The sequence below is a fragment of the Stenotrophomonas sp. Br8 genome (assembly GCF_014763005.1).
Taxonomy (GTDB): Bacteria; Pseudomonadota; Gammaproteobacteria; order Xanthomonadales; family Xanthomonadaceae; genus Stenotrophomonas; species Stenotrophomonas lactitubi.
In genome coordinates this window covers 84,408-104,488 of sequence record NZ_JACGTN010000026.1, presented here as the reverse complement: position 1 = coordinate 104,488, position 20,081 = coordinate 84,408, and the positions used below count along the sequence as shown (strand labels likewise).

19 protein-coding genes are annotated in these 20,081 nt (G+C 66.6%); 5 read left to right on the top strand and 14 right to left on the bottom strand.

Annotated features, from left to right (window positions below; translation table 11 throughout):
* Positions 1 to 13: 13 nt before the first annotated feature.
* The 9 genes from H3005_RS21100 to H3005_RS20540 all read right to left on the bottom strand — a co-directional run bounded on the left by H3005_RS21100 (position 14) and on the right by H3005_RS20540 (position 10,655).
* Positions 14 to 1,756, bottom strand: coding sequence for an amino acid ABC transporter permease/ATP-binding protein (locus tag H3005_RS21100; protein ID WP_100552349.1), 1,743 nt, complete (start codon positions 1,754 to 1,756; stop codon positions 14 to 16).
* On the bottom strand, positions 1,753 to 2,313 hold the full coding sequence (locus H3005_RS20575; RefSeq protein WP_100552348.1) for a GNAT family N-acetyltransferase: 561 nt from the start codon (positions 2,311 to 2,313) through the stop codon (positions 1,753 to 1,755). The genes H3005_RS21100 and H3005_RS20575 overlap by 4 nt, the downstream gene beginning before the upstream one ends.
* Positions 2,310 to 3,530 carry a M20 aminoacylase family protein gene (locus H3005_RS20570; protein ID WP_191078943.1) on the bottom strand — a complete coding sequence of 407 codons (1,221 nt, stop codon included), beginning with the start codon at positions 3,528 to 3,530 and terminating at the stop codon, positions 2,310 to 2,312. Before H3005_RS20570 ends, H3005_RS20575 begins: the two co-directional genes overlap by 4 nt.
* Positions 3,531 to 3,534: 4 nt before the next feature.
* Complete coding sequence (locus H3005_RS20565; protein ID WP_191078942.1) at positions 3,535 to 4,878, bottom strand: LLM class flavin-dependent oxidoreductase; 1,344 nt, start codon at positions 4,876 to 4,878, stop codon at positions 3,535 to 3,537.
* Between the two features lie 16 nt (positions 4,879 to 4,894).
* The gene (locus H3005_RS20560) at positions 4,895 to 5,872 is read right to left on the bottom strand and encodes an LLM class flavin-dependent oxidoreductase (protein ID WP_191078941.1); all 978 of its coding nucleotides are present in this window, start codon (positions 5,870 to 5,872) and stop codon (positions 4,895 to 4,897) included.
* A 14-nt stretch (positions 5,873 to 5,886) separates the two neighbouring features.
* A complete protein-coding gene (locus H3005_RS20555) occupies positions 5,887 to 6,249 on the bottom strand; it encodes a DUF3088 family protein (protein ID WP_191078940.1) in 363 nt (120 codons plus the stop codon).
* A 166-nt stretch (positions 6,250 to 6,415) separates the two neighbouring features.
* Positions 6,416 to 7,435, bottom strand: a complete 1,020-nt coding sequence (locus tag H3005_RS20550; protein ID WP_191078939.1) for an LLM class flavin-dependent oxidoreductase — start codon at positions 7,433 to 7,435, stop codon at positions 6,416 to 6,418.
* A 9-nt stretch (positions 7,436 to 7,444) separates the two neighbouring features.
* Complete coding sequence (msuE, locus tag H3005_RS20545; RefSeq protein WP_191078938.1) at positions 7,445 to 8,026, bottom strand: FMN reductase; 582 nt, start codon at positions 8,024 to 8,026, stop codon at positions 7,445 to 7,447.
* 52 nt (positions 8,027 to 8,078) lie between these two features.
* Positions 8,079 to 10,655 (bottom strand): TonB-dependent receptor, encoded by a 2,577-nt coding sequence (locus H3005_RS20540; protein ID WP_191078937.1) that lies wholly within the window; start codon positions 10,653 to 10,655, stop codon positions 8,079 to 8,081.
* A 315-nt stretch (positions 10,656 to 10,970) separates the two neighbouring features.
* Between H3005_RS20540 and H3005_RS20535 the strand changes: the two genes are divergently transcribed.
* Both H3005_RS20535 and H3005_RS20530 read left to right on the top strand, forming a co-directional pair.
* A complete protein-coding gene (locus H3005_RS20535) occupies positions 10,971 to 11,972 on the top strand; it encodes a helix-turn-helix domain-containing protein (protein WP_191078936.1) in 1,002 nt (333 codons plus the stop codon).
* A gap of 75 nt (positions 11,973 to 12,047) precedes the next feature.
* Entirely contained in the window at positions 12,048 to 13,289 is a 1,242-nt protein-coding gene (locus H3005_RS20530) for a hypothetical protein (protein ID WP_191078935.1), read from the top strand.
* A gap of 24 nt (positions 13,290 to 13,313) precedes the next feature.
* Here the strand turns inward: H3005_RS20530 and H3005_RS20525 are convergent, their stop codons facing one another.
* The 3 genes from H3005_RS20525 to H3005_RS20515 form a co-directional block, all read right to left on the bottom strand.
* Complete coding sequence (locus H3005_RS20525; RefSeq protein ID WP_191078934.1) at positions 13,314 to 13,814, bottom strand: hypothetical protein; 501 nt, start codon at positions 13,812 to 13,814, stop codon at positions 13,314 to 13,316.
* A gap of 90 nt (positions 13,815 to 13,904) precedes the next feature.
* On the bottom strand, positions 13,905 to 14,492 hold the full coding sequence (locus H3005_RS20520) for a TetR/AcrR family transcriptional regulator (protein ID WP_191078933.1): 588 nt from the start codon (positions 14,490 to 14,492) through the stop codon (positions 13,905 to 13,907).
* 120 nt (positions 14,493 to 14,612) lie between these two features.
* A complete protein-coding gene (locus tag H3005_RS20515; RefSeq protein WP_223880372.1) occupies positions 14,613 to 15,566 on the bottom strand; it encodes an AraC family transcriptional regulator in 954 nt (317 codons plus the stop codon).
* A gap of 101 nt (positions 15,567 to 15,667) precedes the next feature.
* Between H3005_RS20515 and H3005_RS20510 the strand changes: the two genes are divergently transcribed.
* Entirely contained in the window at positions 15,668 to 16,513 is an 846-nt protein-coding gene (locus H3005_RS20510; protein WP_191078932.1) for an oxidoreductase, read from the top strand.
* Between the two features lie 80 nt (positions 16,514 to 16,593).
* On the opposite strand, the gene H3005_RS20505 is transcribed toward H3005_RS20510, so the two are convergent.
* Positions 16,594 to 18,363 carry an oleate hydratase gene (locus tag H3005_RS20505; protein ID WP_191078931.1) on the bottom strand — a complete coding sequence of 590 codons (1,770 nt, stop codon included), beginning with the start codon at positions 18,361 to 18,363 and terminating at the stop codon, positions 16,594 to 16,596.
* 93 nt (positions 18,364 to 18,456) lie between these two features.
* Positions 18,457 to 18,981, bottom strand: a complete 525-nt coding sequence (locus H3005_RS20500; protein ID WP_191078930.1) for a GNAT family N-acetyltransferase — start codon at positions 18,979 to 18,981, stop codon at positions 18,457 to 18,459.
* A 318-nt stretch (positions 18,982 to 19,299) separates the two neighbouring features.
* On the opposite strand from H3005_RS20500, the gene H3005_RS20495 reads away from it, so the two are divergent.
* The gene (locus H3005_RS20495; protein ID WP_191078929.1) at positions 19,300 to 19,755 is read left to right on the top strand and encodes an SRPBCC domain-containing protein; all 456 of its coding nucleotides are present in this window, start codon (positions 19,300 to 19,302) and stop codon (positions 19,753 to 19,755) included.
* A gap of 10 nt (positions 19,756 to 19,765) precedes the next feature.
* The gene (locus H3005_RS20490) at positions 19,766 to 20,080 is read left to right on the top strand and encodes a metalloregulator ArsR/SmtB family transcription factor (protein WP_100436164.1); all 315 of its coding nucleotides are present in this window, start codon (positions 19,766 to 19,768) and stop codon (positions 20,078 to 20,080) included.
* Position 20,081: the final 1 nt, after the last annotated feature.

Genomic DNA, 20,081 nt, shown 5'->3' with positions numbered 1-20,081 from the left:
TTCTCGAAAGGGGTTACAGGGTCTTGGCCAGGAAATCGGCGGTGCGTTGCTGGCGCGGGTTTTCAAACAGCGCGTCCGGCGTGCCCTGCTCGATCACCCGACCCTGGTCCATCATCACCACGTGGTCGGCCACACGCCGGGCGAAGCCCAGTTCGTGGGTGACGATCACCAACGTGGTGCCGGAACTGGCCAGCTCCTCGATCACGCTCAGCACCTCCGACACCAGCTCCGGGTCCAGCGCGGAGGTCGGCTCGTCGAACAGCAGCACCTTCGGCTGCAGCGCCAGCGCGCGGGCAATGGCCACGCGCTGCTGCTGGCCACCGGACAGCTGGCGCGGGAAGGCATCGGCCTTGTCGGCCAACCCCACCCGCTCCAGCAGGGTGCGCGCCTGCTGCTCGGCCTGTGCACGCGAAATGCCGCGCACGGCGATGGGCGCTTCGATGATGTTCTCCAGCGCGGTCATGTGCGGGAACAGGTTGAAGCCCTGGAACACCATGCCGACTTCGGCGCGGCGACGGCGGATCTCGCCTTCCGGCAGCTCGTACAAGGTGTCGCCGTCTCGGCGGTAGCCGATCAGCTGGCCGCCCACCGTTACGAAGCCACTGTCAGCGCGTTCAAGATGATTGATCAGCCGCAGCAGCGTGGACTTGCCGGCACCGGACGGACCGATCAGCACGGTCACGCTGCCCGCCTTCAGTTCCAGGTGCACGTCATCCAGCACCGTCTGCTCGCCGAAGGCCTTGCCCACACCCTGCAATGAAACGGCGGCGCCCGTGCCCGCCTCGATCGGCACGGCAAAAGCCGCTCGGCTGGGTACGCGTGCAATGGCCGGCACCACCGGGCGCGGTGGCGTCGACGGTACCCGCGACACGTTGCGCTCATGCTGCAGCTGGCCACGCGCGAAACGCTGCTCCACCCGCCGCTGCAGCAGCGACAGCACCGTCAGGATCACCAGGTACCAGACCGTGGCCACCATCAGCAGCGGCACCACCTCCAGGTTGCGGCGGTAGATCACCTGCACGGTGTAGAACAGCTCCGGCAGCGCCAGCACATAGACCACCGAGGTGCTCTTGGCCAGCCCGATCACATCGTTGAACGCCGCCGGCAGGATCGAACGCATCGCCTGCGGCAGGATGATGCGGCGCACCTGTCGGCCGCGCGGCAGGCCCAACGCTGCGGCCGCTTCGTACTGGCCGTGGTCGACCGACAGGATGCCGCCACGGATCACCTCCGCCGAGAACGCCGCCTGGTTCAAGGTGAGGCCGAGTACCGCCGCAGTGAACACGCCGATCAACTGCGTGGTCGGGTACGAGAACAGGCTGATGCCGGTGAACGGCACGCCCAGTTCGATGGTGCTGTACAGGTAGCCCAGGTTGTTCAGCAGCAGCAACAGCACCAGCAGCGGAATCGAACGGAACAGCCACACGTAGCCCCACGACACCGCCGACAGCAGCGGTGAGCCGGAGACGCGGGCCAAGGCCAACAGTGTGCCCAGCGCGAAGCCGAGGCCGGTACCGAGCGCGGTCAGCAGCAACGTGCGCCCCAGCCCTGCCAGTATCGGGCGGGCGAAGAACCATTCGGCGAACGTGCCCCAGCCCCAGCGCGGATTGCCCAGCACCGACTGCAGCCCGATCAGGATCAGCGCCAGTGCCAGCACCGTACCGATCACCTGCAGCGGGTGCCGCGCCGGCACGATCTTCAGCGCCGTGGCCGGCTGGCGGGGAATGCCCTCGATAGCGGTGGACGGTGTGCTCATGCCACCGCTCCGTGCAGTGCGATGGCGGGCGCGACGTCCAGCTGCGGCTGCGGCACCAGCTGTTTTTCGAACGGCAGATGCGCGATGGTTTCCGGATCCGCATCCAGATCGAACAGCGCGGTGTAGCCATGACTGAGGTACAGGCCGACCGCCTCCGGCTGGCGGAAGCCGGTGGTCAGGAACACGCGTCGATAGCCCTGCCGCGCAGCCTGGTCTTCCAGTTCCTGCAGTACGCGGCGGGCGATGCCCTGCCGGCGCAGACCGGGCAGCGTCCAGATGCGTTTGAATTCGGCGGTATCCTCATCGCGATGCGGCATGAACGCGCCGCCGGAGATTGCCACGCCGTCGCGCAGCAGCAGCACGAACGCACCCACCGGGGCCGCGAAGGCCTCCGCAGGATAGCGCTGCAGCTCTTCGCGGGCGCTGCCACCAATCCGACGGCGCACGTCCGCGTAGCGGTTGTCATATTCCTGCTCCAGACCATCAAACAACGGCCGCGCCAGCGGGTCATCCACCGCGGTGTACAGGAAGCGATCGTTGTCGTACCGCACGCTCATGCCACGTCCTCCACCAGGTAGTGCTCGGCCAAACGCGCCCACAGACTGGCCGCGGGGGCGATGGCCGCATCATTGAACACATAGCGCGGGCTGTGCAGCGGCGCGCTGTCGCCGTTACCGACGAACACGAAACTGCCCGGCCGCGCCTGCAGCAGGAAGGCGAAGTCCTCGCTGGCGGTACGCGGTGCGAAGGCCTCCACCACCTGCCCGGCGCCGAAGCCCTGCACCGCCACCTCGCGGATGTACGCCGTCTGCTCCGGATGATTGATTACGCTGGGGAAGCCGCGCGGGAATTCGATCTCGGCACGCGCGCCAAACGCAGCGGCGGTCTGCTCGGCAATGTCGGTGACCCGTCGGCGCAGGGTATCGCGCACCTCCGGCAGGTACGCACGCACGGTCAGCTTCAGCTCGACCACATCGGGAATCACGTTGGCGGCCTGCCCACCATGGATCGAACCCACGGTGACCACGCCCATCTGCCGCGGATCGACATTGCGCGACACCACGCTCTGCAGCGCGGTGATGATGTGTGCAGCGGCCAGGATCGGGTCGACGCTGCCCTGCGGCTCGGCGCCGTGGCCACCCTTGCCGATCACCCGCAGCCGCGCCCAGTCCACCGAAGCCATCGCCGGTCCGTCGACGAAGCCGAAGTGTCCCACCGGCACGCCCGGCCAGTTGTGCAGGCCATAGATGGCATCAACCGGGAAGCGTTCGAACAGGCCATCGGCGATCATCTTCGAAGCACCCGACCCGGTTTCCTCGGCCGGCTGGAACACCAACTGCAACGTGCCATCGAATCGCCCGTGGTGTGCCAGGTAGTGGGCGGCCGAGAGCAGGATGGCGGTGTGGCCATCGTGGCCGCAGGCGTGCATCAGGCCTTCGCGCTGGCTGGCATAGGCCAGCCCGGATTCTTCATGGATCGGCAGCGCATCGATGTCGGCGCGCAGGCCCAACCGGCGACTGCCCTGCCCGCGCTGCAGCGTACCGACCACGCCGGTGCCACCGATGCCGGTGCTGACCGCGTAGCCCCATTGCTGCAGCAGTTCCGCCACGCGGGCACTGGTGCGGTGTTCTTCGAAGGCCAGTTCCGGGTGCTGGTGCAGGTCATGGCGGATCGCGATGGCCTCGTCGGCACGTGCCGCGATCTCGGGCAGTACGCCCGTTGCCGGCGAATTGCTCCGGGCATGGCCCGGCGCTACCGAGGTATCTCCGCTCATCGCCTTATCCCACCTTCCGCGCCGGCTCGGCGTCGGTCGCATAACGGCTCGCCTTGCGTGGCAGGCCCAGGTGGTCGCGCAGAGTCTCTCCTTCGAGCTCACTGCGGTGGTAGCCGCGCGCTTCCAGCAAGGGCAGCACAAGGGTCACGAAATCATCCAGGCCTTCGCGCTGCGCGGCGAAGCCGAGGATGAAGCCATCGCTGGCACCGGCGTCGAACCACCGGATCAGCTCATCGGCCACATGCTCCGGCGTACCAATGAAGTTCGGCCGCGGGCTCACCGCCTGCAGTGCCACCTGGCGCAGGCTCAGGCCCTGCTCACGCGCGTCCTGCTTGATGCGGTCAGTGGTGGAGCGGAAGGAATTGGCACCGATATCGCCCAGCTCCGGGAACGGCGCATCCGGGTCGTACTGGCTGAAATCATGGTGGTCGAAGAAGCGGCCGAGATACGCCAGTGCATCGTCCAGCCCGGCCAGCGCGGCAATCGCCTGGTACTTGGCTTCGGCTTCTTCCGCCGTACGTCCGACGATCGGGCCGATGCCGGGGAAGATCTTGACGTCACCGGTACTGCGGCCATGGGCGATCGCCGAGTTCTTCACCTTCTGGGTGAATGCACGGGTCTCCTCCAGCGACGGCGCGTGGGTGAACACCGCATCGGCATACTTGCCTGCCAGCGCAATGCCATCGTCGGACGAACCGGCCTGGAAGATCACCGGCTGCCCCTGCGGCGAGCGCTGGATGTTGAGCGGACCTTCCACCTGGAAGAAGCGGCCCTTGTGGTCGAGGCGACGGAACTTCTCCGGTGCGAAGAACGTGCCGCTGTCGCGGTCGCGCACGAACGCATCGTCATCCCACGAATCCCACAGGCCCTGCACCACCTCAAGGTACTCATCGGCAATCTGGTAGCGCAGCGCGTGTTCCGGATGCGGGCGGCCGTAGTTGCGGCCCGAACCTTCCAGCGGCGAGGTCACCACGTTCCAGCCGGCACGGCCACCGCTGAGCAGGTCCAGCGAGGCGAACTGGCGGGCTACGGTGAACGGATCGCTGTACGACGTGGACAGCGTGCCGGCCAGACCGATCTTCTTCGTTGCCGTCGCCAGTGCCGACAGCAGCGAGATCGGCTCGAAACGGTTGAGGAAATGCGGGATCGACTTCTCGTTGATGTACAGGCCGTCAGCAACGAAGCCGAAGGCGATGCCGTTGTCCTCGGCGGTACGCGCGATGTCGATGTAATAGCCAAGGTTGACGCTGGCATCAGGCGCATTGGACGGATGCTTCCAGGCGTGCATGTGGCTGCCGGGGCCCTGCAGCATGATGCCGAACGGGATGGGACGCGGGGTCGTGCTCATGGGGTCGCTCCAGCAGTCAGGCCACCGCCGCGCGGGGTGCGGGCGACAGCAGTTCAAGGGACGTCAGGCGTGCGTCGAGGTCGGCCACCGGCGCGTCGAGGATGAATTCACCCACGCCGAAGCGCCGGTGCAGCGCATCCAGCTCGCTGCGTACGTGCTGCGCGTCGCCAGAGAGCACGCTGGGGCGTGTTTCTTCGACGCGGAAGTCAGTGACACCCACCTGCCGTGCGTACTCGGCAGCGGCCTCGGGGCTGGGCAGGTTCACCGCTTGTCCGGGGCCGAGGTGCAGCTTGTAGACCCGCAACGCGCCGATATGGCGCGCAGCAGCCTCGCTGGTGGGCGCGGCGAAGGCCACCGTTGCCAGCAGCGGCGCGTGCGTGGACACCGCGCGATACGCCTCGAAGGCGGCCTCGATGTGTTTCGGGTCGCCGTCGAAGTGCGCGGCATACACGAAGCGCCAGCCCAGTTCGGCCGCCTGCCGCGCGCTCTGCGGGCTTGCGCCCAGCAGGAAGCGCTCCGGCGCCGTCTGCGGAATCGGCCGCGCCTGCGCATCAGCCTGTGCATCGGACAGATATCCTTCCAGGTCGCGCAGCTGCTGGTCGAAATCGGCGAATGCCGGGCGACCGGCGGCCAGTGCGGCAGTCGATGCCGGCAGACCGCCCGGTGCCTTGCCCACGCCCAGATCCACGCGCCCTGGCGCCAGTGCCGCCAGCAGATTGAAGTTCTCGGCCACCTTGTACGGTGCGTAGTGGCGCAGCATCACCCCGCCACTGCCGATGCGGATGCGCCGGGTCTGCGCCAGCACCCACGCCGCCAGTACTTCCGGTGCCGGGCTGGCCAGCGTCGGCGCTGCGTGGTGCTCGGCAAACCAGTAGCGGTGATAGCCCAACTGCTCAGCACGCTGCGCCAGTTGCAGGCTGTTGCGCAACGCCTGTTCCGGCGTGCTGCCGTCGGCCACCGGGCTCTTGTCCAACACGCTGGTGAGGTAGCTCATCGTCACGTCCTCGCTCAGGGATGGGCCACGGGAATGCCCAGCAGGCCGTTCAGTGCTGCCAGGATCGGCTCGGCACCGGAGATGTACTGGCGCTGCTGGTACTCACCACTGGCGTACTCATTGACCACGCCCTGCGGCAGCACCAGCTTCGGCAGCGACTGGTCCTGCTCGCCGATCTCGGCGATCACCTCGCGGCGCGGCCGGCTGAAGCCGATGCGGCGCACATCCAGCTGTGCGTCGAGGCCATCGATGCTCGACAGCGCCCCTTCCAGCAGCAGGCTGTGCCGGCAGAAGAAGCGTTGTCCGGGCAACTGGCCGTCCTCGAACTCGCGGTCCAGCAGGAACAGGATGGGTTTGTGGGTTGCGTCTACAGCCACGGAATCGTCCTCGTAGGGGGCGGCAATGCACTGCCGCTTCGATATCGATGCTAGAGAAGGACGGCCGGATGCCAGCGCCAGAACTCGACAATCCACGGTCGGATCCGGCCATGCAGATGCAGGTTGGCAATAAGCAGACTGCCGGCCGTTATGGACGCTCGCGGCGTCAGGCCGCCTGTGCAGGCGCGCGCCAGCCCAGTGCCGGCGCGATGTCCTCGATCACCGTGGTGAGGATGCGCCGGTAGTCCTGCTCGGGCAGCTCATAGGGGAGCTCCACGCGAAGCTCGTCCACCTGCTGCAGCAGCGGATCGGCCTGCAACCGCGCGATGATCTGCGCCGTGCTGCCGACCACGTCGGGCGCGAACATGGTGCGGCGTGGCCCTTGCGGGGCCAGGGTGCGCGCATGCCGCTGCGCACTGAAGGCCTCGATCCGCTGGCGCGTGGCCGCATCCACACCATCGGTGGGCACCAGCACACGCCCCACCGCCACGCGGCGCGGGCTGTCCAACGGCAATGCCGCGCGATAGGCCTGCAGGTGCTGCAGCTGGGCACCGAAGAAGTCATCACTCAGCTCGGCGCGGTTGACGTTGCCCAGCAGCAGATGCAGGCCCTGCTCCCCCGCCGAACGCGCCGACTGCAGAGAGCCAGCGCCATACCAGACCCGGTCCACCAGCCCCGGCGCCTGCGGCTGCAGTCGCGGACGATAGCGCGTGGCGGCATTGCCGACCTCGGCATCCGCATCACCCAACGGCTCGCCCCGCAGCGCTTCCAGCAACCGCGCCACCCGGCCATGGGAAAAGTCGATGTGCGCGGGGTCGCTGTCGTACAGCAAGGACCCAACCAGTTCCCCGTGTGGCGGCGCGCCGGTACTGACTCCCACCTGCAGCCGGCCACCGGCCAGCGCATCCAGCAACGACAGATCCTCGGCCAGGCGGAAAGGTGTTTCATAGCCCAGCTGGATCACCGCACTGCCCAGCTCGATGCGGGTGGTGTGCTGGCTGGCCGCCGCCAGGAACACTGCTGCCGAGCTGATGCCCGGTTCCAGGTGGCGGTGGCGCACCCACGCGCCGTCATAGCCCAGCTGTTCGGCAAACGCGATCAGCGCCAGCGTCGCATCCAGGCCCGCGCGGGGTTGTTCCGGTAGATAGCTTCCGGGCGTGAGGAACGCCAGGTGCCGTAGCTGCACCGCCACGTCCTAGGCGATCCTGCGCAGCGGCGCCGGCAGCGCCGCCGCCCGAGGCGCCACGTGTCCCGCTGCACGCTCGGCCGCCAGCTGGATGCGCGCCTGCAGTGCAGCGCTGTTGATGCAGTCGCCGTCGAAGTCGGCCGGCGTGGCATACACCCCGATCGGCAACGTATGCGCCTGCAGGAAGCTGAAAAGCGGCCGCAGCTGATGGTCGATCACCAGCGCGTGGCGCTCGCTGCCACCGGTGGCGGCCAGCAGCACCGGCGTATCCACCAGCGCGTCCAGTTCGATGAAGTCGATCAGGTGCTTGAACAGGCCCGGATAGGACCCGCGATACACCGGCGTGGCCGCTACCAGCAGCTGCGCCGATTCAATCGTGGCCAGCGCGCGCTCCACCTGCGGCTCCACTTCACTGCGCTGCAGCGCCTGCCCCAGCGAGCGCGCGATCGGCGCCAGCTCGACCAGCTCCACGCTGATGTTGACCCGCTCGCGCAGTTCTTCCAGCAGATGCCGCACCAGCAGCAACGTGCGCGAGTTGGCCGATGTCGTCGGCGAACCAATCAACGCAACCACATTCAATGCAGATGACATGAAACGCTCCCATGTAGCGCCGAGCCACGCTCGGCTGCGTGTTGCATGAACCTCAGAACCGGTAGTTGACGCGCCCGTACCAGAACGTGCCGACGTTGCTCAGCACATCACCGCTGTCCCAGGTGGTCTCGATGCTGGCCACATCGGTGGCGCTGCGTGCGTATGCGGGCACTTTGCGTGTGCGCTTGTCGAACACGTTGTTGATGCCCAGCGCAGCGCTCCAACCCGCACCCAATTCCACCCCACCGGACAGGTTGGTCACCAGCACCGGCGGCTGCTTGTACTCCACGCCGTTGTTAAGGCGCTTGATCGGGCCGTAGTAAGTGAAGTCCACGTTCGAGCGCCAGCGCCCGTTCTGCCAGCCCAGCCCCGCCACCTGCGTGTACGACGGCGTGCGGAAGCGCAGCGCATACTCACTCGACTTGGTCAGCAGGTTGATGTTCGGCAGCCCCTGCAACGCCTGCGGAATCGCGCTCACCTTCTGGATGGTGGTGCGGCCCACGTTGGCCGCATAGCTCCAGCGCAGCTTGCCCCACTGCGTTTCCTGGTTCGCTTCCAGGGTCAGCTCCACACCGCGCGTGCGGGTGTCGCCCACGTTGGTGAAATAGCTGGCGTAGAACGCATCACCGGGCAGGATGCTGATGCCGGCCGTACCCAGCAGCGCATCAATCGTGTTCTTCTGTGCGGCGGTCAGCACGGTGCCGCTGTTGTCGGTCACCCGCGCCGGGTCCTGCGCGTTGTAGCCGATCTGGCTGGACTGGCCGAGCTGCCCGCGAATGTCGATCTGGTACGCATCCACCGCCAGATGGAAGGCCGGGCTTGGGTCCCAGGTCACACCGAGGCTGTAGTTGGTGGCCTTCTCCGGCTTCAGCGGGGTAGCGCCCAGCGCCACCGCTGCCGGCGAAGCGACCTGCGCCACCAGCGTGGTACCGCACGGGCAGCTGCCGGTGGCCTGATAGAACTGCGCCCCCAGGCTCGGCGCGTGGAAGCCATTGCTGACCGTGGCGCGCACACCCAGTGCATCAGTGAAGTCGAAGCGCGTGGTCAACCGACCGGTCGACACCGTGCCGAAGTCGGAATGGTCTTCCCAGCGCGCGGCCGCATCCAGGTACCAGCGCGAGGTGATGTTGGTCGCCGCACCTGCATACACCGCCTTGCTGTTGCGGGTGGCCTTCACCGCATCGGCGGTGGAATAACCCACGAAGGCGGCCGCACCGAAGCCGGTGTACGACTCCCACTGCCCTGCCCCGCGCTCGTACTGCTCGTGCTGGTACTCGGCACCGGCACTTACTTCCAGCGGCGAGGCGAAGGCCGCCACCTCGAAGCTGCGACGCAGGTCGAGGTTGGCGATGCCCTGCTGGTAGTCCAGCTTGCCGTCGTAGAAGTCAGTGGGCGAGCCAGGGTACGGCAGCGAGTAGTTCACCGAATTGCGGGTGTAGGTACGCACCGTGTTGCGGTTGCCGGTGAGGCTGACGTCGTAGTCCCAGCCCGCAACTTGGCCCTTCACCCCGGCCGTGCCGGTGTACTGCTTCTCCTTGGTTTCCAGCACCGGCAGGAAGCCGTCGGGAAATACGCTCAGCACGCCCGGCGCCCGGTAGGTGGTGAAGATCGTCGCCGGCAACCGGAAATTCTGGATCGCCTGCGCGGTACGGTCACTGGCCGTCGCATTGGCGTAGAACTGCGCGTTCTCACCCAGCCCATGGCCCACGTTCACCGCGAAGGCCTTCAACGCATACGACGGCGAGCTGAGGATGATGTTGGCCTCGGCATCGCGTCCGGCCTCGGCCGGGTTCGGCGACGCCCCGGCCGGCAGCCGGTTGTTCGGCCGCAGCGCCACCAGGTTGCCGTTGCCGTCCACCGCCGGATAGCTCAGGTAGCCATCGATGTAGCGCCTCGTGCGGATCGCATGATGCTGGCGCGTGCTCTCGCCGGACAGGTTGATGAAGCCATCCTCGCCCCAGGGCAGACCGATGTTGGCGCGCACGCTGGTGCGGCTGCCGTCACCGTCGGTGCTCTGCCCGCTCTCCACCGACACATCGCCACCGTGCGCCTGAGATTTCAGGATCACGTTGATCACCCCGGTGATCGCGTCCGAACCGTAGATGGCCGATGCGCCATCACGCAGCACCTCTACGTGGTCGATGGCCGATACCGGAATCAGCGCCAGATCGGCCCAGGCGTGGCCCGGATAGCCGCCGCCGTTGGCGCCACTGACGTACGCACTGGCGTTGCGGCGCTTGCCGTTCACCAGCACCAACGTGTAACCCGGCGACAGGTTGCGCAGCTGGTAGCCGCGGATCAGGCTTTCCTGGTCGCTTTGATAGCCACCGATCTGGCTGAGCGACGGCAGGCTGCGCTGCAGGGCTTCAAGCAGATTGGCCTGGCCAGTAGCTGCCAGGTCCTCGGCGGAAATCACGTCGATCGGTGTCGAGCTGTTTTTCACCGTGCGCGTACTGGTACGCGAACCGGTCACCACCACCGCATCCAGCGTGGACGCGGCAAGGTTCGCAGAAGTGGCAGTGGTCGCCGACGGCGCATCGGCATCAGCCGCATACGCCGGGGCAGCGGCCAGGGCGGCCGCAATCAGAAGGGAGAGCGTGGACAGCGCAGGAATGTGGGCAGCAGGCATGGGGGCTCGTGGGGGTGGGCCGGAGACACGCCTCCATTCAAGGGCCCACGCCCAACGCGCAACAGCGGATATCGCGTCATGTGACCGTCACATCGCGCCAGCCACATGACTGCTGGTAATGACCTTACGCAGCCTGCACACACCGGGTCGCATCCCTTTCCAAAGGAAAGGGCTCTGACCCCATACACGCGAATCCGCAGGGTCAGAGCCCTTCCTGCGGAAAGGATCTGACCCCGGTCTTCATATACCCCGCGGGCATCACCTCATGCCCGCGCGCCACTCAGCGGCACGTGCCGGCGTCGGTAGCATCAAGCCATGCCCACCCTGCCTGCCGAACCGAACGCGCCCACCGTCGCCATCGTGGCCTGCCACGGCCAGGGCCTGTTCGAATTCGGCTGCGCGGTCGGCCTGTTCGCGCCCATCCGCCCCGAACTGGGCGTGGCCTGGTACCGCACCCAGCTCTGCGCTGGCGAGCCCGGTGCGCTGCGCATGCTCGGCAGCGCACAGGTGCAGCTGCCCTACGATCTGAGCGCCGTCGACGACGCCGACATCATCGTCATTCCCGGCTGGCGCGAACCCAGCGAGCGCCCACCGCAGGCGCTGCTCGATGCCCTCACCCGCGCCCACGCGCGCGGCGCCCGCATCACTTCCATCTGCTCCGGCGCGTTCGTGCTCGCCTGGGCCGGTCTGCTCGATGGTCGCCAGGCCACCACCCACTGGCGGCTCACCGAAACGCTGGCCCGCGAATTCCCACGCATCCACGTACGCGACGACGTGCTGTATGTGGACGCCGGCAGCATCATCACCTCGGCCGGGTCGGCCACCGGCATGGACATGATGCTGTACATGGTGCGCAAGGATTACGGCGCGCGCGTAGCCAACCTGGTCGCCGAACGACTGGTGCTGGCGCCGTGGCGCGATGCCGAACGCAGCCAGCGCGTCAGCCGCGCGATCCCGCTGGGCGAGCCCACGCGGCTGGCGAAACTGATGGAATGGATGCGGCGCAATCTGCGCGAACCGCATTCGCTGGGCAGCCTCGCCGAACAGGCCGCGCTGAGCCAGCGCACCCTGCAGCGCCAGTTCCTCGAAGCCACCGGCCTGTCCCCCATCGACTGGCTGATCCGCGAGCGCGTGGCCTACGCACGTGAACTGCTGGAAACCACCGACCGCCCACTGCAATGGGTAGCCGAACAGGCGGGCTTTGGTTCGCAGGAATCGTTCCGTCGGCACTTCCGCGGCATGGTCGACGCCAGCCCCATCGAATACCGCAACCAGCATCGCAGTGGCATCAGCGCCGACCGGCTGGTGAGCTGCTGACAGCCCCCCGGTCTTTCCACGCAGCCATCCACCCGGCAAGATGCAGGCACGCCCCGGCCTGCCGATGGAACGGTGATGACTGCTACCCCATACAGGAACTACCGCTTCGGTATCGGCGTCTCGCTGGTCCTGGCCGGCCTCCTCGCCGCGCTCGGCCTGATCGCAGTCTGCACCCCGAATCTCGGCTGGGGCGTAGTGGCGTTGGTCACCCTCGCGCTGTGGGTTGGCGTGCCGCTGCTGCTGCTGCTCCTGCTGGCCTGGGTTCGCTACATGGTGCGCGAGCGCGGACACGTGCCGGGCGGCGTGCATGCCCTGATGTTCCTGCCCACTGTCCTCGCCCTGCTCATCGTTCCGCTGGGGCACGCGCTGCACAGTACCGTGGACACCACCACCGGCGGCTCACGCGCAGCCATCGCAGAAACGCACATCAACCTCAGTGGCAATGCACTGTGGCTGGACACCTCACCCTATGCCTCCACCTACTCCGGTGCCGGGCCCGACCTGCCGATACAAGGCGATAGTCCCGAGCGCTTCGTTGCCTTCCATCGCTACCCGAACGCACAGTCCGATGCAGACAGCGCCTTCCCCTACGACAACGCACGACTGAAACCAGGCATCGAGCACTACCATTACGGCGCCCCGCCCGGGGGCACCGGCACCCGCCTGCCACTGCGTCGCCAGTCCTATCCGGATACCACAGCGCTCACCCCCGTGTGGGGCACATCGGGGGGGCCAGACATCGTCCACCTCTACTACCACTATGCCGACCACGTCGAGGTTGCCCCCGCACTGGCGCGTCTGGCCGGCGCTACCGAATACGAGCTCGAGCGCAGCCGCGTGGAAGGGCTGGTGCAGTTCAGGACGCACAACTACGGCGCCGCGCCGATCGTGCGCCTGGAAATCAACGGCGCGACGCTGGACATCGGCGACGAAGCCATCGCGCCCATTGCTGCGCCCCCCGCTGCGTGCACGGCGTCCAACCACGCCACCGGTGTTGCGCTGTTGAATCTCGACCAGCCGCTGCAGGTTCGCTGGCAGACCGCCGCCGCACCGCAGGAATGGCACAGCGCGCGCGTGCAGGTTCCTGCATTCCGCCAGCCGCAGCCATTGGACGGCCAATCCACCCTGCAGCGCGTGCTGCTTTACGTTCTGCCCGACGACACGCTGGCAGCAGAGCGCTACGTGGAAGTGTCCGCGGGCGATTCGCGGCGTGCCATCAAGGCCACCGGCCTGCCTGCCAACGCGGCGGCGTACGCAACGTGCGGCAGCGCCAACGCCACCTATGGTGAAGACGCACCAGCACCGCTGGCAGACTGATCACCTGGACTGTTCCGCGCAGCGTCAGCCGCGTGCGCGTGGGTTGCGCGCATGTATCCGCCAGCACTGCGCCACGAAACCGATCGCAAACACCGCCGCACACCCCAGCAACGTCTGCAGGATCACCGGCGCCAGCGGCGCAGCCGCAATCGGATGCGCCACCGGCAGTCGCGTCAGCGTTTCATTCACGCCCGGCACCAGCGACAGCAGGAAGCTGAAAGACAGCGCGAACGTGGACAGATAGGGCGCCAACCGGCCAAGGAACCGCAGCCGCGCCGCCAGCACTCCACCGAATGCAATCAGCAGGATCACCACACCAAATGCATGACCAGGGTTGAGGCCCCCGGTGCTGGAGACGGTGAACGACGTCACCACCGACAGCACCAATCCCAGCAGATAGAGCTTGCCCGCGCGCGTAGCCGGAGCAATGGCGCGGTAGCGGATGAATCCGTAAATGCCGGCGACGATGGGAACCAGGCTGATCGCGGTGTGTACGACGCCCAAGGGAGAAAGCGGATGACTCATGGCAACCTCTGCTGGAGTTATGAACCTACTAGTAGGTAGATTCAATGGACAAAAAGAAGACCCGCTTCGCGCAGGCCTTCCGGGAATCACTCAGACCGCCGCACTCACCCGGGCAATCGACAACCGTGCCAGCGCCGCGAACGTCGCTGCATCACCAAAACCGCGCGCCGCCAGCATCGCGCCATGCACCGACGCCATGAAGGCCTTGGCCTCGTCGGCAGGCGTGCCCTGCAGGCGCAGCTGGCCGCGGGCCACGCCCTTCTCGAGCGTCGCGGTCAACCAGCTGGTCAGATCCTCGAAGTGCCCGCGCACTTCGTCGGCAACTTCCAGCGGAATCATCGGCATCTCGGCGGCCAGCATCGCGCAGATGCAGAACGACGCCGTGCCACCGGCAATGCAGCTGGACCAGTAGTCCACGTACGCATTGAGCTCCTGCAACGGGTCGCCCAGCTGCCGGTCCAGCAGCGCCAGGCCCTCGAGTGCTTCCGCCCGATACAGCTCCACCACCGTGCGCACCAGGTCGGCCTTGCTGGGGAAATGGTGGTGGATGCTGGCCTTGCTGATGTTCACCCGCGCCGACACGTCGGCATAGCTGAAACCGTTGTAGCCACCGGCTTCCAGCAGCGAACGGGCCTGAGCCAGGATCTCGTGGGCCTTGGGGGAGAGTGACTCTTTCATGGATGCAAACCTACTAGTAGGTAGGCTCCCTGTCAACCGGCTCGTTAGCCGGGCATGGCCCGGCGCTACCTGACACGGGCTTCCCTGGTAGCGCCGGGCCATGCCCGGCGAGCGCAGCGGTCAATGGGAAGACACATACACCGCGTCGACCGGCGCCGGCGGCACCGCAAAAATTCGCCGCATGCGCGCCACCTCGGCCGCCGGCGGCAACCCGAACAGGCGCTTGAACTCCCGATTGAACTGCGACGGGCTGGCGTACCCCACCGCCAACGATGCCGCCTCAGCCGTCATGCCCTGCCGCAGCATCAGCAGCCGCGCCTGGTGCAGCCGCGTGGACTTCACGTACTGCATCGGCGAGGTGCCGGTAATGCTGCGAAAGTGATCATGGAACGTGGCCACGCTCATCTCCGCCTGCGCTGCCAGCGCATCAACATCCAGCGCCGTCGAATAGGCCGCGTGGATATGTCGCAGCACTTTGCCGATGCGGCCGAAGCGCCCACGCATGGCCAGCGCCTCGCGCATCGCCCCACCCTGGACGCCGGTCAGCACCCGGAAATACAGCTCGCGCACCAGCGAGGGGCCCAACACGTCTGCCTCCAACGGATCGGCCAGCGCCTCCAGCAACCGCAGCACGGTGGCCTGCATCGCGCCGTGCATCGGGCTGGACATCATGCCTTGTGCCGGCGCTTCGGCGCTGGCGGCGCGCTCGCCCAGTTCAATCAGCAGATCCGCCGCCAGCTGCAGGTCCAGATGCAGGTAGATCGCCAGCAGCGGCGCCTCCGCCGTGGCCTCGGTTTCCATGGTGAATGGCACCGGCACCGACACCGCCAGGTAGTGCTGCGCGTCGTACTGGTAGACCTGCCCGCCCAGATACCCGCGCTTCACGCCCTGGCAGACGATCACGATGCCCGGGTCGTACAGCACCGGCGTGCGCGCCAATGGCCGGTTCGAGCGCAGCAGCCGCACACCGGGCACTGCCGTCAGCGTGTAGCCCTCGTCCACCGCCAGCGCCTGCAACAGGCCGATCATGCGCGCCTGTGCGGGATGCTGCAGCGGATCATCGGTCAATTGCATCGGGTGCCCCATAGGAATAGGCAAGAACGACCGAAGCTTAGGCCTGGGCCGCCCCGCACTCAACCACTAACGTGCAAGACCCCAGCCACGAGCCCTTGTCCATGACCGTATCCCGCCTCCTCCTCATCACCGGCGTCAGCAGCGGCTTCGGCCGCGCCCTCGCACAGCAAGCGATGCTGGCCGGCCATCGCGTGGTCGGCACCGTGCGCAGCGAAACCGCCCGTCAGGATTTCGAAGCCCTCGCCCCCGGTCGCGCGTTCGGCCGCCTGCTGGACGTCACCGACGACGCCGCCATCGATGCACTGGTGATCGCCATCGAAGCCGACATCGGCGCCATCGACGTGCTGGTCAACAACGCCGGCTACGGCCACGAGGGCATCCTCGAAGAATCCACGCTGGACGAGCTGCGCCATCAGTTCGAAGTGAACGTGTTCGGCCCCGCCGCGCTGATCAAGGCCGTGCTGCCGCACATGCGCGCGCGCCGCCGCGGCCACATCCTCAGCATCACCTCCATGGGCGGCTTCATCACCCTGCCCGGCATCGCCTGGTACTGCGGCAGCAAGTTCGCGCTGGAAGGCATCAGCGAGGTGCTGGGCAAGGAAGTCGCGCCGTTCGGCATCCACGTGACCGCCGTGGCACCCGGTTCGTTCCGCACCGATTGGGCCGGTCGTTCGATGGTGCGGGCCTCGCGCAGCATCGGCGACTACGACGCGCTGTTCGACCCGATCCGCAGCGCGCGCGAGGCCAAGAGCGGCCACCAGCTGGGCGATCCGGTGAAGGCTGCGCTGGCCATGCTGCAGGTCATCGACAGCGATGCGCCGCCAAGCCATCTGCTGCTGGGCAGTGACGCCGTGCAACTGGTGCGGGCGAAGCTGGCGTCGATGGCTGACAGCATCGACACCTGGGAATACCTCAGCCGCTCAACCGATGGCGCATCGTTGCGGTAGCGCCGGGCCATGCCCGGCGAGCGAAGCGGCGCCGCAAGAAGCCGCCGGGCATGGCCCGGCGCCACCAACGGCCCGCTCGCTCAGTCGTCCTGCACCAGATTGAACTCCCGCAGCAGCCCACCGATCTGGGTCTTGTCCAGCTTGTTCATCAGCAGGTTGCGCAGGAACGCCGGCCCTGGAATGTCCAGTTCCTTGCCATCGCGCAAGCGGCCGGTGGCCGCCAGCAGCGTGCGCACGTCGTAGGTGGAATTGAACACCTCCGGCACGCCACGCTCGATGCCCAGCAGGGTGTACACCGCTTCCATCGGCGTACGCACCGAATACTCGGTGGTGAAGATGCAATCGCGCTGCTTCGATTCGGCAAACTGGCCGATGAAGGCGAAGTTCACCGCGCCTTCCGGCACTACGTCCGGGCGGTCACCGGCCTGGCGCGGCATGAAGAACGCGGTGATGTACGGCATCATCACCGGCACCGTCTTCGCCCCGGTCGCCGCCAGCTCGTCGATCTCTTCCACCGGCACGCCCAGGTGGTACAGCCACTCGCGGGTGATCTCCTCGCCCGTGCAATCCTGCATCGGCTTGTTCACGTAATCGCCGGGCGTATCCACGAACAGCGAATACACCCACACCACGATCTGGTCCTTCGGCTGGTTCTTGAAGTGCGGCTGGCGGTTCACCGTCCAGCTCATCAGCCAGCGCGAATCGCGCACGCTCACGATGCCGCCGGTCACCACCCTGCCACTGAACGGATCGCGCTTGGCGATCTTCTCAATGTACGCCGGAATGCGCGCGTCCAACGTGGTCACCGTCGCCGATTCCCATTTGGTTTCCGGTATATGCGCGCCGAACACATCCGGGCGCCCGAACGCCGCGTCCTTGGCCGCGATGCGCCGCCACAGGTCCCACGCCGGTGCCGGGCCTTCATTCAAGCGCGCAGCAGTGTGGTGGTCGCCGTTGTCGGAATTCTCGGTGAGCGAGCCGATCGTCATGAACAGCAGATCGTCCGCGCCCAGATCGACGCCGCCGGCCTGGCCATCCCGCGTCCAGTGGATGCGCGTGGCCTGCTTGCGCCCTTCCTGCAGCGCGAAGTCCACATCGGTCACCTCGGTGCCGTACTGGAACCGCACACCGCGCTTCTGCAGCCACTTCACCAGCGGCAGCACCAGCGATTCGTACTGGTTGTACTTGGTGAACTTCAGCGCAGAGAAATCCGGCAGCCCGCCGATATGGTGGATGAAGCGATGCAGGTAGAGCTTCATCTCCAGCGCCGAGTGCCATTCCTCGAACGCGAACATCGTGCGCCAGTACAACCAGAAATTGCTGTCGAGGAAATCGCGGCCCAGCACTTCGTTGATGCGCTTGTTTTCCATCTCCTGGCGGGTGGCCAGGAACAGCGCGATGATGTCCTTCTGTGCCTGCTCGCTCAGGGTGAACAGGCCATCGGTATGCGCGTCCTCGCCCCGGTTGATCGTGGCACGCTGCAGCGAATAGTTCGGGTCGTCCTTGTTCAGCCAGTAGAACTCGTCCAGCACACTGGCATCGTCGATCTCCAGCGACGGAATCGAGCGGAACAGATCCCACAGGCACTCGAAATGGTCTTCCATCTCGCGGCCGCCGCGGATCACGAAACCCTTCTCCGGCACCTTCAGGCCATCCAGCGCGCCACCGGCAATCTGCTGCTGCTCCAGGATGGTGATGCGCTCGCCGGGCATGCGCCCATCGCGCACCAGGAACGCCGCACCGGCCAACGAGGCCAGGCCCGAGCCGACGAACCACGCCGTCTTGTTGTCCACGCCCGCCGGCTTGCGCGGGCGTGCGAAGGCCTCGTAATTGCCACTGCTGTAATACATGCGCGTCTCCTTCCTGGATGGGTATGCCCACTCTAGCGCTGAACCGATGTACTGCATCCTGCAGAAAGGCTGCGACGCAGTGACGCAGCTACCTCACAGGCGGCGACCCAACACCTGTCCCGGCCAGCCATCCACATTGAAGGTCGACAGCCGCTCGTAACCGCACGATTCGTAGAATCGCACCAGCTCACCATTGCCACCGCCATAGCAATCCACGCGCAGGTAATCCAAGCCCGCCGCGCGCGCCTGCTCGTCGGCGAATGTCATCAAGCGACGGCCGATACCACGCACCCGCGCATCGCGTGAAGCAATCAGCACGCGCACGTACAACTCGGGTTCGGTTGCCGCAGGCACATACGGCATGGCCTCACCCAACGCCAGGAACGCACGCACCTCGCCCTGCGCGGTTTCCGCCACCCACGCACCGGGCAGTGCGCAGGCATCGGTCACCTGGGTGATACGGCGCGGAATGGACGACCACGCCTCGGTGCCCCACTGCTGCGGGTTGCCGATGGCGACGAACCACGCAATCACCTCATCGAACAAGCCCAGCACCGCAGGCGCATCGGCCACACTGGCGCGACGGATCATCAGCACCTCTTTTCCTGCATCACTCACGCGTAGTGCTCCTTTCATTCAACGAACCCGAACGACTGCCATCACCCAGCTCCGCCCAGAATGCCGCCGCGCAGCCGTCACCACCACGGCCAAAAGTCCATTGCGCCCCGCTAACCGGTAGTGCCGGCCGCTGGCCGGCAGCTGCAATCACCCGACTCCCCCTGGATGCCGGCCAACGGCCGGCACTACCACAGCGAAAATCCATGGCGCCGCATCCACCGGCCCAGGCTCCACGGCGGCGGAGTTGACATGCAGGCATTTACCTGCCTATTGTGATCCCACGGACGGCACCCCGCCGCCCACCGTGGAGCCGCAGTCATGGTGGATATCGCACACAGAGTCGGCATCAACGCCCCATCGGCCCAGGTCTACCAGGCCCTGGCTACCCCCGAAGGCATCGCCGCCTGGTGGGCCGAAGACACCACCGGCGACCGCCACCCCGGCGGTACCGTCACCGCCCGCTTCACCGCCAACGGCCAGGAAATCGGCGCCATGCAGATGAAGCTGCTGCAACTGCAGCCCAACGAGCTGGTGCTGTGGGAATTCATCGATGGCCCACCGGAATGGATCGGCACCACCGCGCGTTTCGCCCTGCACCAGGACGGCGACTACTGCATCGTGCTGTTCACCCACGAAGGCTGGAAAGAACGCGTGGAATTCATGCACCACTGCAGCACCAAATGGGCCATCTTCCTGATGAGCCTGAAATCCCTGCTGGAAACCGGGCGCGGTCAGCCCAGCCCGCACGACGTCAAGATCGACAACTGGAACTGAAGCCCCCCCCATGGATGCAGACAAGGTGTTCAAGGCACTGGCCGACCCCACGCGCCGCACGCTGCTGGACCTGCTGTGCGAGCGCAACGGGCAGACGCTCGGGCAGCTCTGCGAGCACCTGCAGATGGCCCGGCAATCGGTCACCCAGCACCTGGGGCTGCTGGAAGACGCCAACCTGATCAGCACCGTCAGGCGTGGCCGCGAGAAGCTGCACTTCATCAACCCGGTGCCGCTGCACGACGTCTATACGCGCTGGGTAAGCAAGTTCGAGCAGCAGCGCCTGAGCCTGCTGCATGACCTCAAACAGGAACTGGAAGGAGAATGAC

Bases quoted from the DNA above. Each gene is read 5' to 3' on its own strand.
- H3005_RS21100 (WP_100552349.1), bottom strand. From the start codon at position 1,756: ATGAGCACACCGTCCACCGCTATCGAGGGCATTCCCCGCCAGCCGGCC.
- H3005_RS20575 (WP_100552348.1), bottom strand. From the start codon at position 2,313: ATGAGCGTGCGGTACGACAACGATCGCTTCCTGTACACCGCGGTGGAT.
- H3005_RS20570 (WP_191078943.1), bottom strand. From the start codon at position 3,530: ATGAGCGGAGATACCTCGGTAGCGCCGGGCCATGCCCGGAGCAATTCG.
- H3005_RS20565 (WP_191078942.1), bottom strand. From the start codon at position 4,878: ATGAGCACGACCCCGCGTCCCATCCCGTTCGGCATCATGCTGCAGGGC.
- H3005_RS20560 (WP_191078941.1), bottom strand. From the start codon at position 5,872: ATGAGCTACCTCACCAGCGTGTTGGACAAGAGCCCGGTGGCCGACGGC.
- msuE (WP_191078938.1), bottom strand. From the start codon at position 8,026: ATGTCATCTGCATTGAATGTGGTTGCGTTGATTGGTTCGCCGACGACA.
- H3005_RS20540 (WP_191078937.1), bottom strand. From the start codon at position 10,655: ATGCCTGCTGCCCACATTCCTGCGCTGTCCACGCTCTCCCTTCTGATT.
- H3005_RS20535 (WP_191078936.1), top strand. From the start codon at position 10,971: ATGCCCACCCTGCCTGCCGAACCGAACGCGCCCACCGTCGCCATCGTG.
- H3005_RS20530 (WP_191078935.1), top strand. From the start codon at position 12,048: ATGACTGCTACCCCATACAGGAACTACCGCTTCGGTATCGGCGTCTCG.
- H3005_RS20525 (WP_191078934.1), bottom strand. From the start codon at position 13,814: ATGAGTCATCCGCTTTCTCCCTTGGGCGTCGTACACACCGCGATCAGC.
- H3005_RS20520 (WP_191078933.1), bottom strand. From the start codon at position 14,492: ATGAAAGAGTCACTCTCCCCCAAGGCCCACGAGATCCTGGCTCAGGCC.
- H3005_RS20515 (WP_223880372.1), bottom strand. From the start codon at position 15,566: ATGCAATTGACCGATGATCCGCTGCAGCATCCCGCACAGGCGCGCATG.
- H3005_RS20510 (WP_191078932.1), top strand. From the start codon at position 15,668: ATGACCGTATCCCGCCTCCTCCTCATCACCGGCGTCAGCAGCGGCTTC.
- H3005_RS20505 (WP_191078931.1), bottom strand. From the start codon at position 18,363: ATGTATTACAGCAGTGGCAATTACGAGGCCTTCGCACGCCCGCGCAAG.
- H3005_RS20495 (WP_191078929.1), top strand. From the start codon at position 19,300: ATGGTGGATATCGCACACAGAGTCGGCATCAACGCCCCATCGGCCCAG.
- H3005_RS20490 (WP_100436164.1), top strand. From the start codon at position 19,766: ATGGATGCAGACAAGGTGTTCAAGGCACTGGCCGACCCCACGCGCCGC.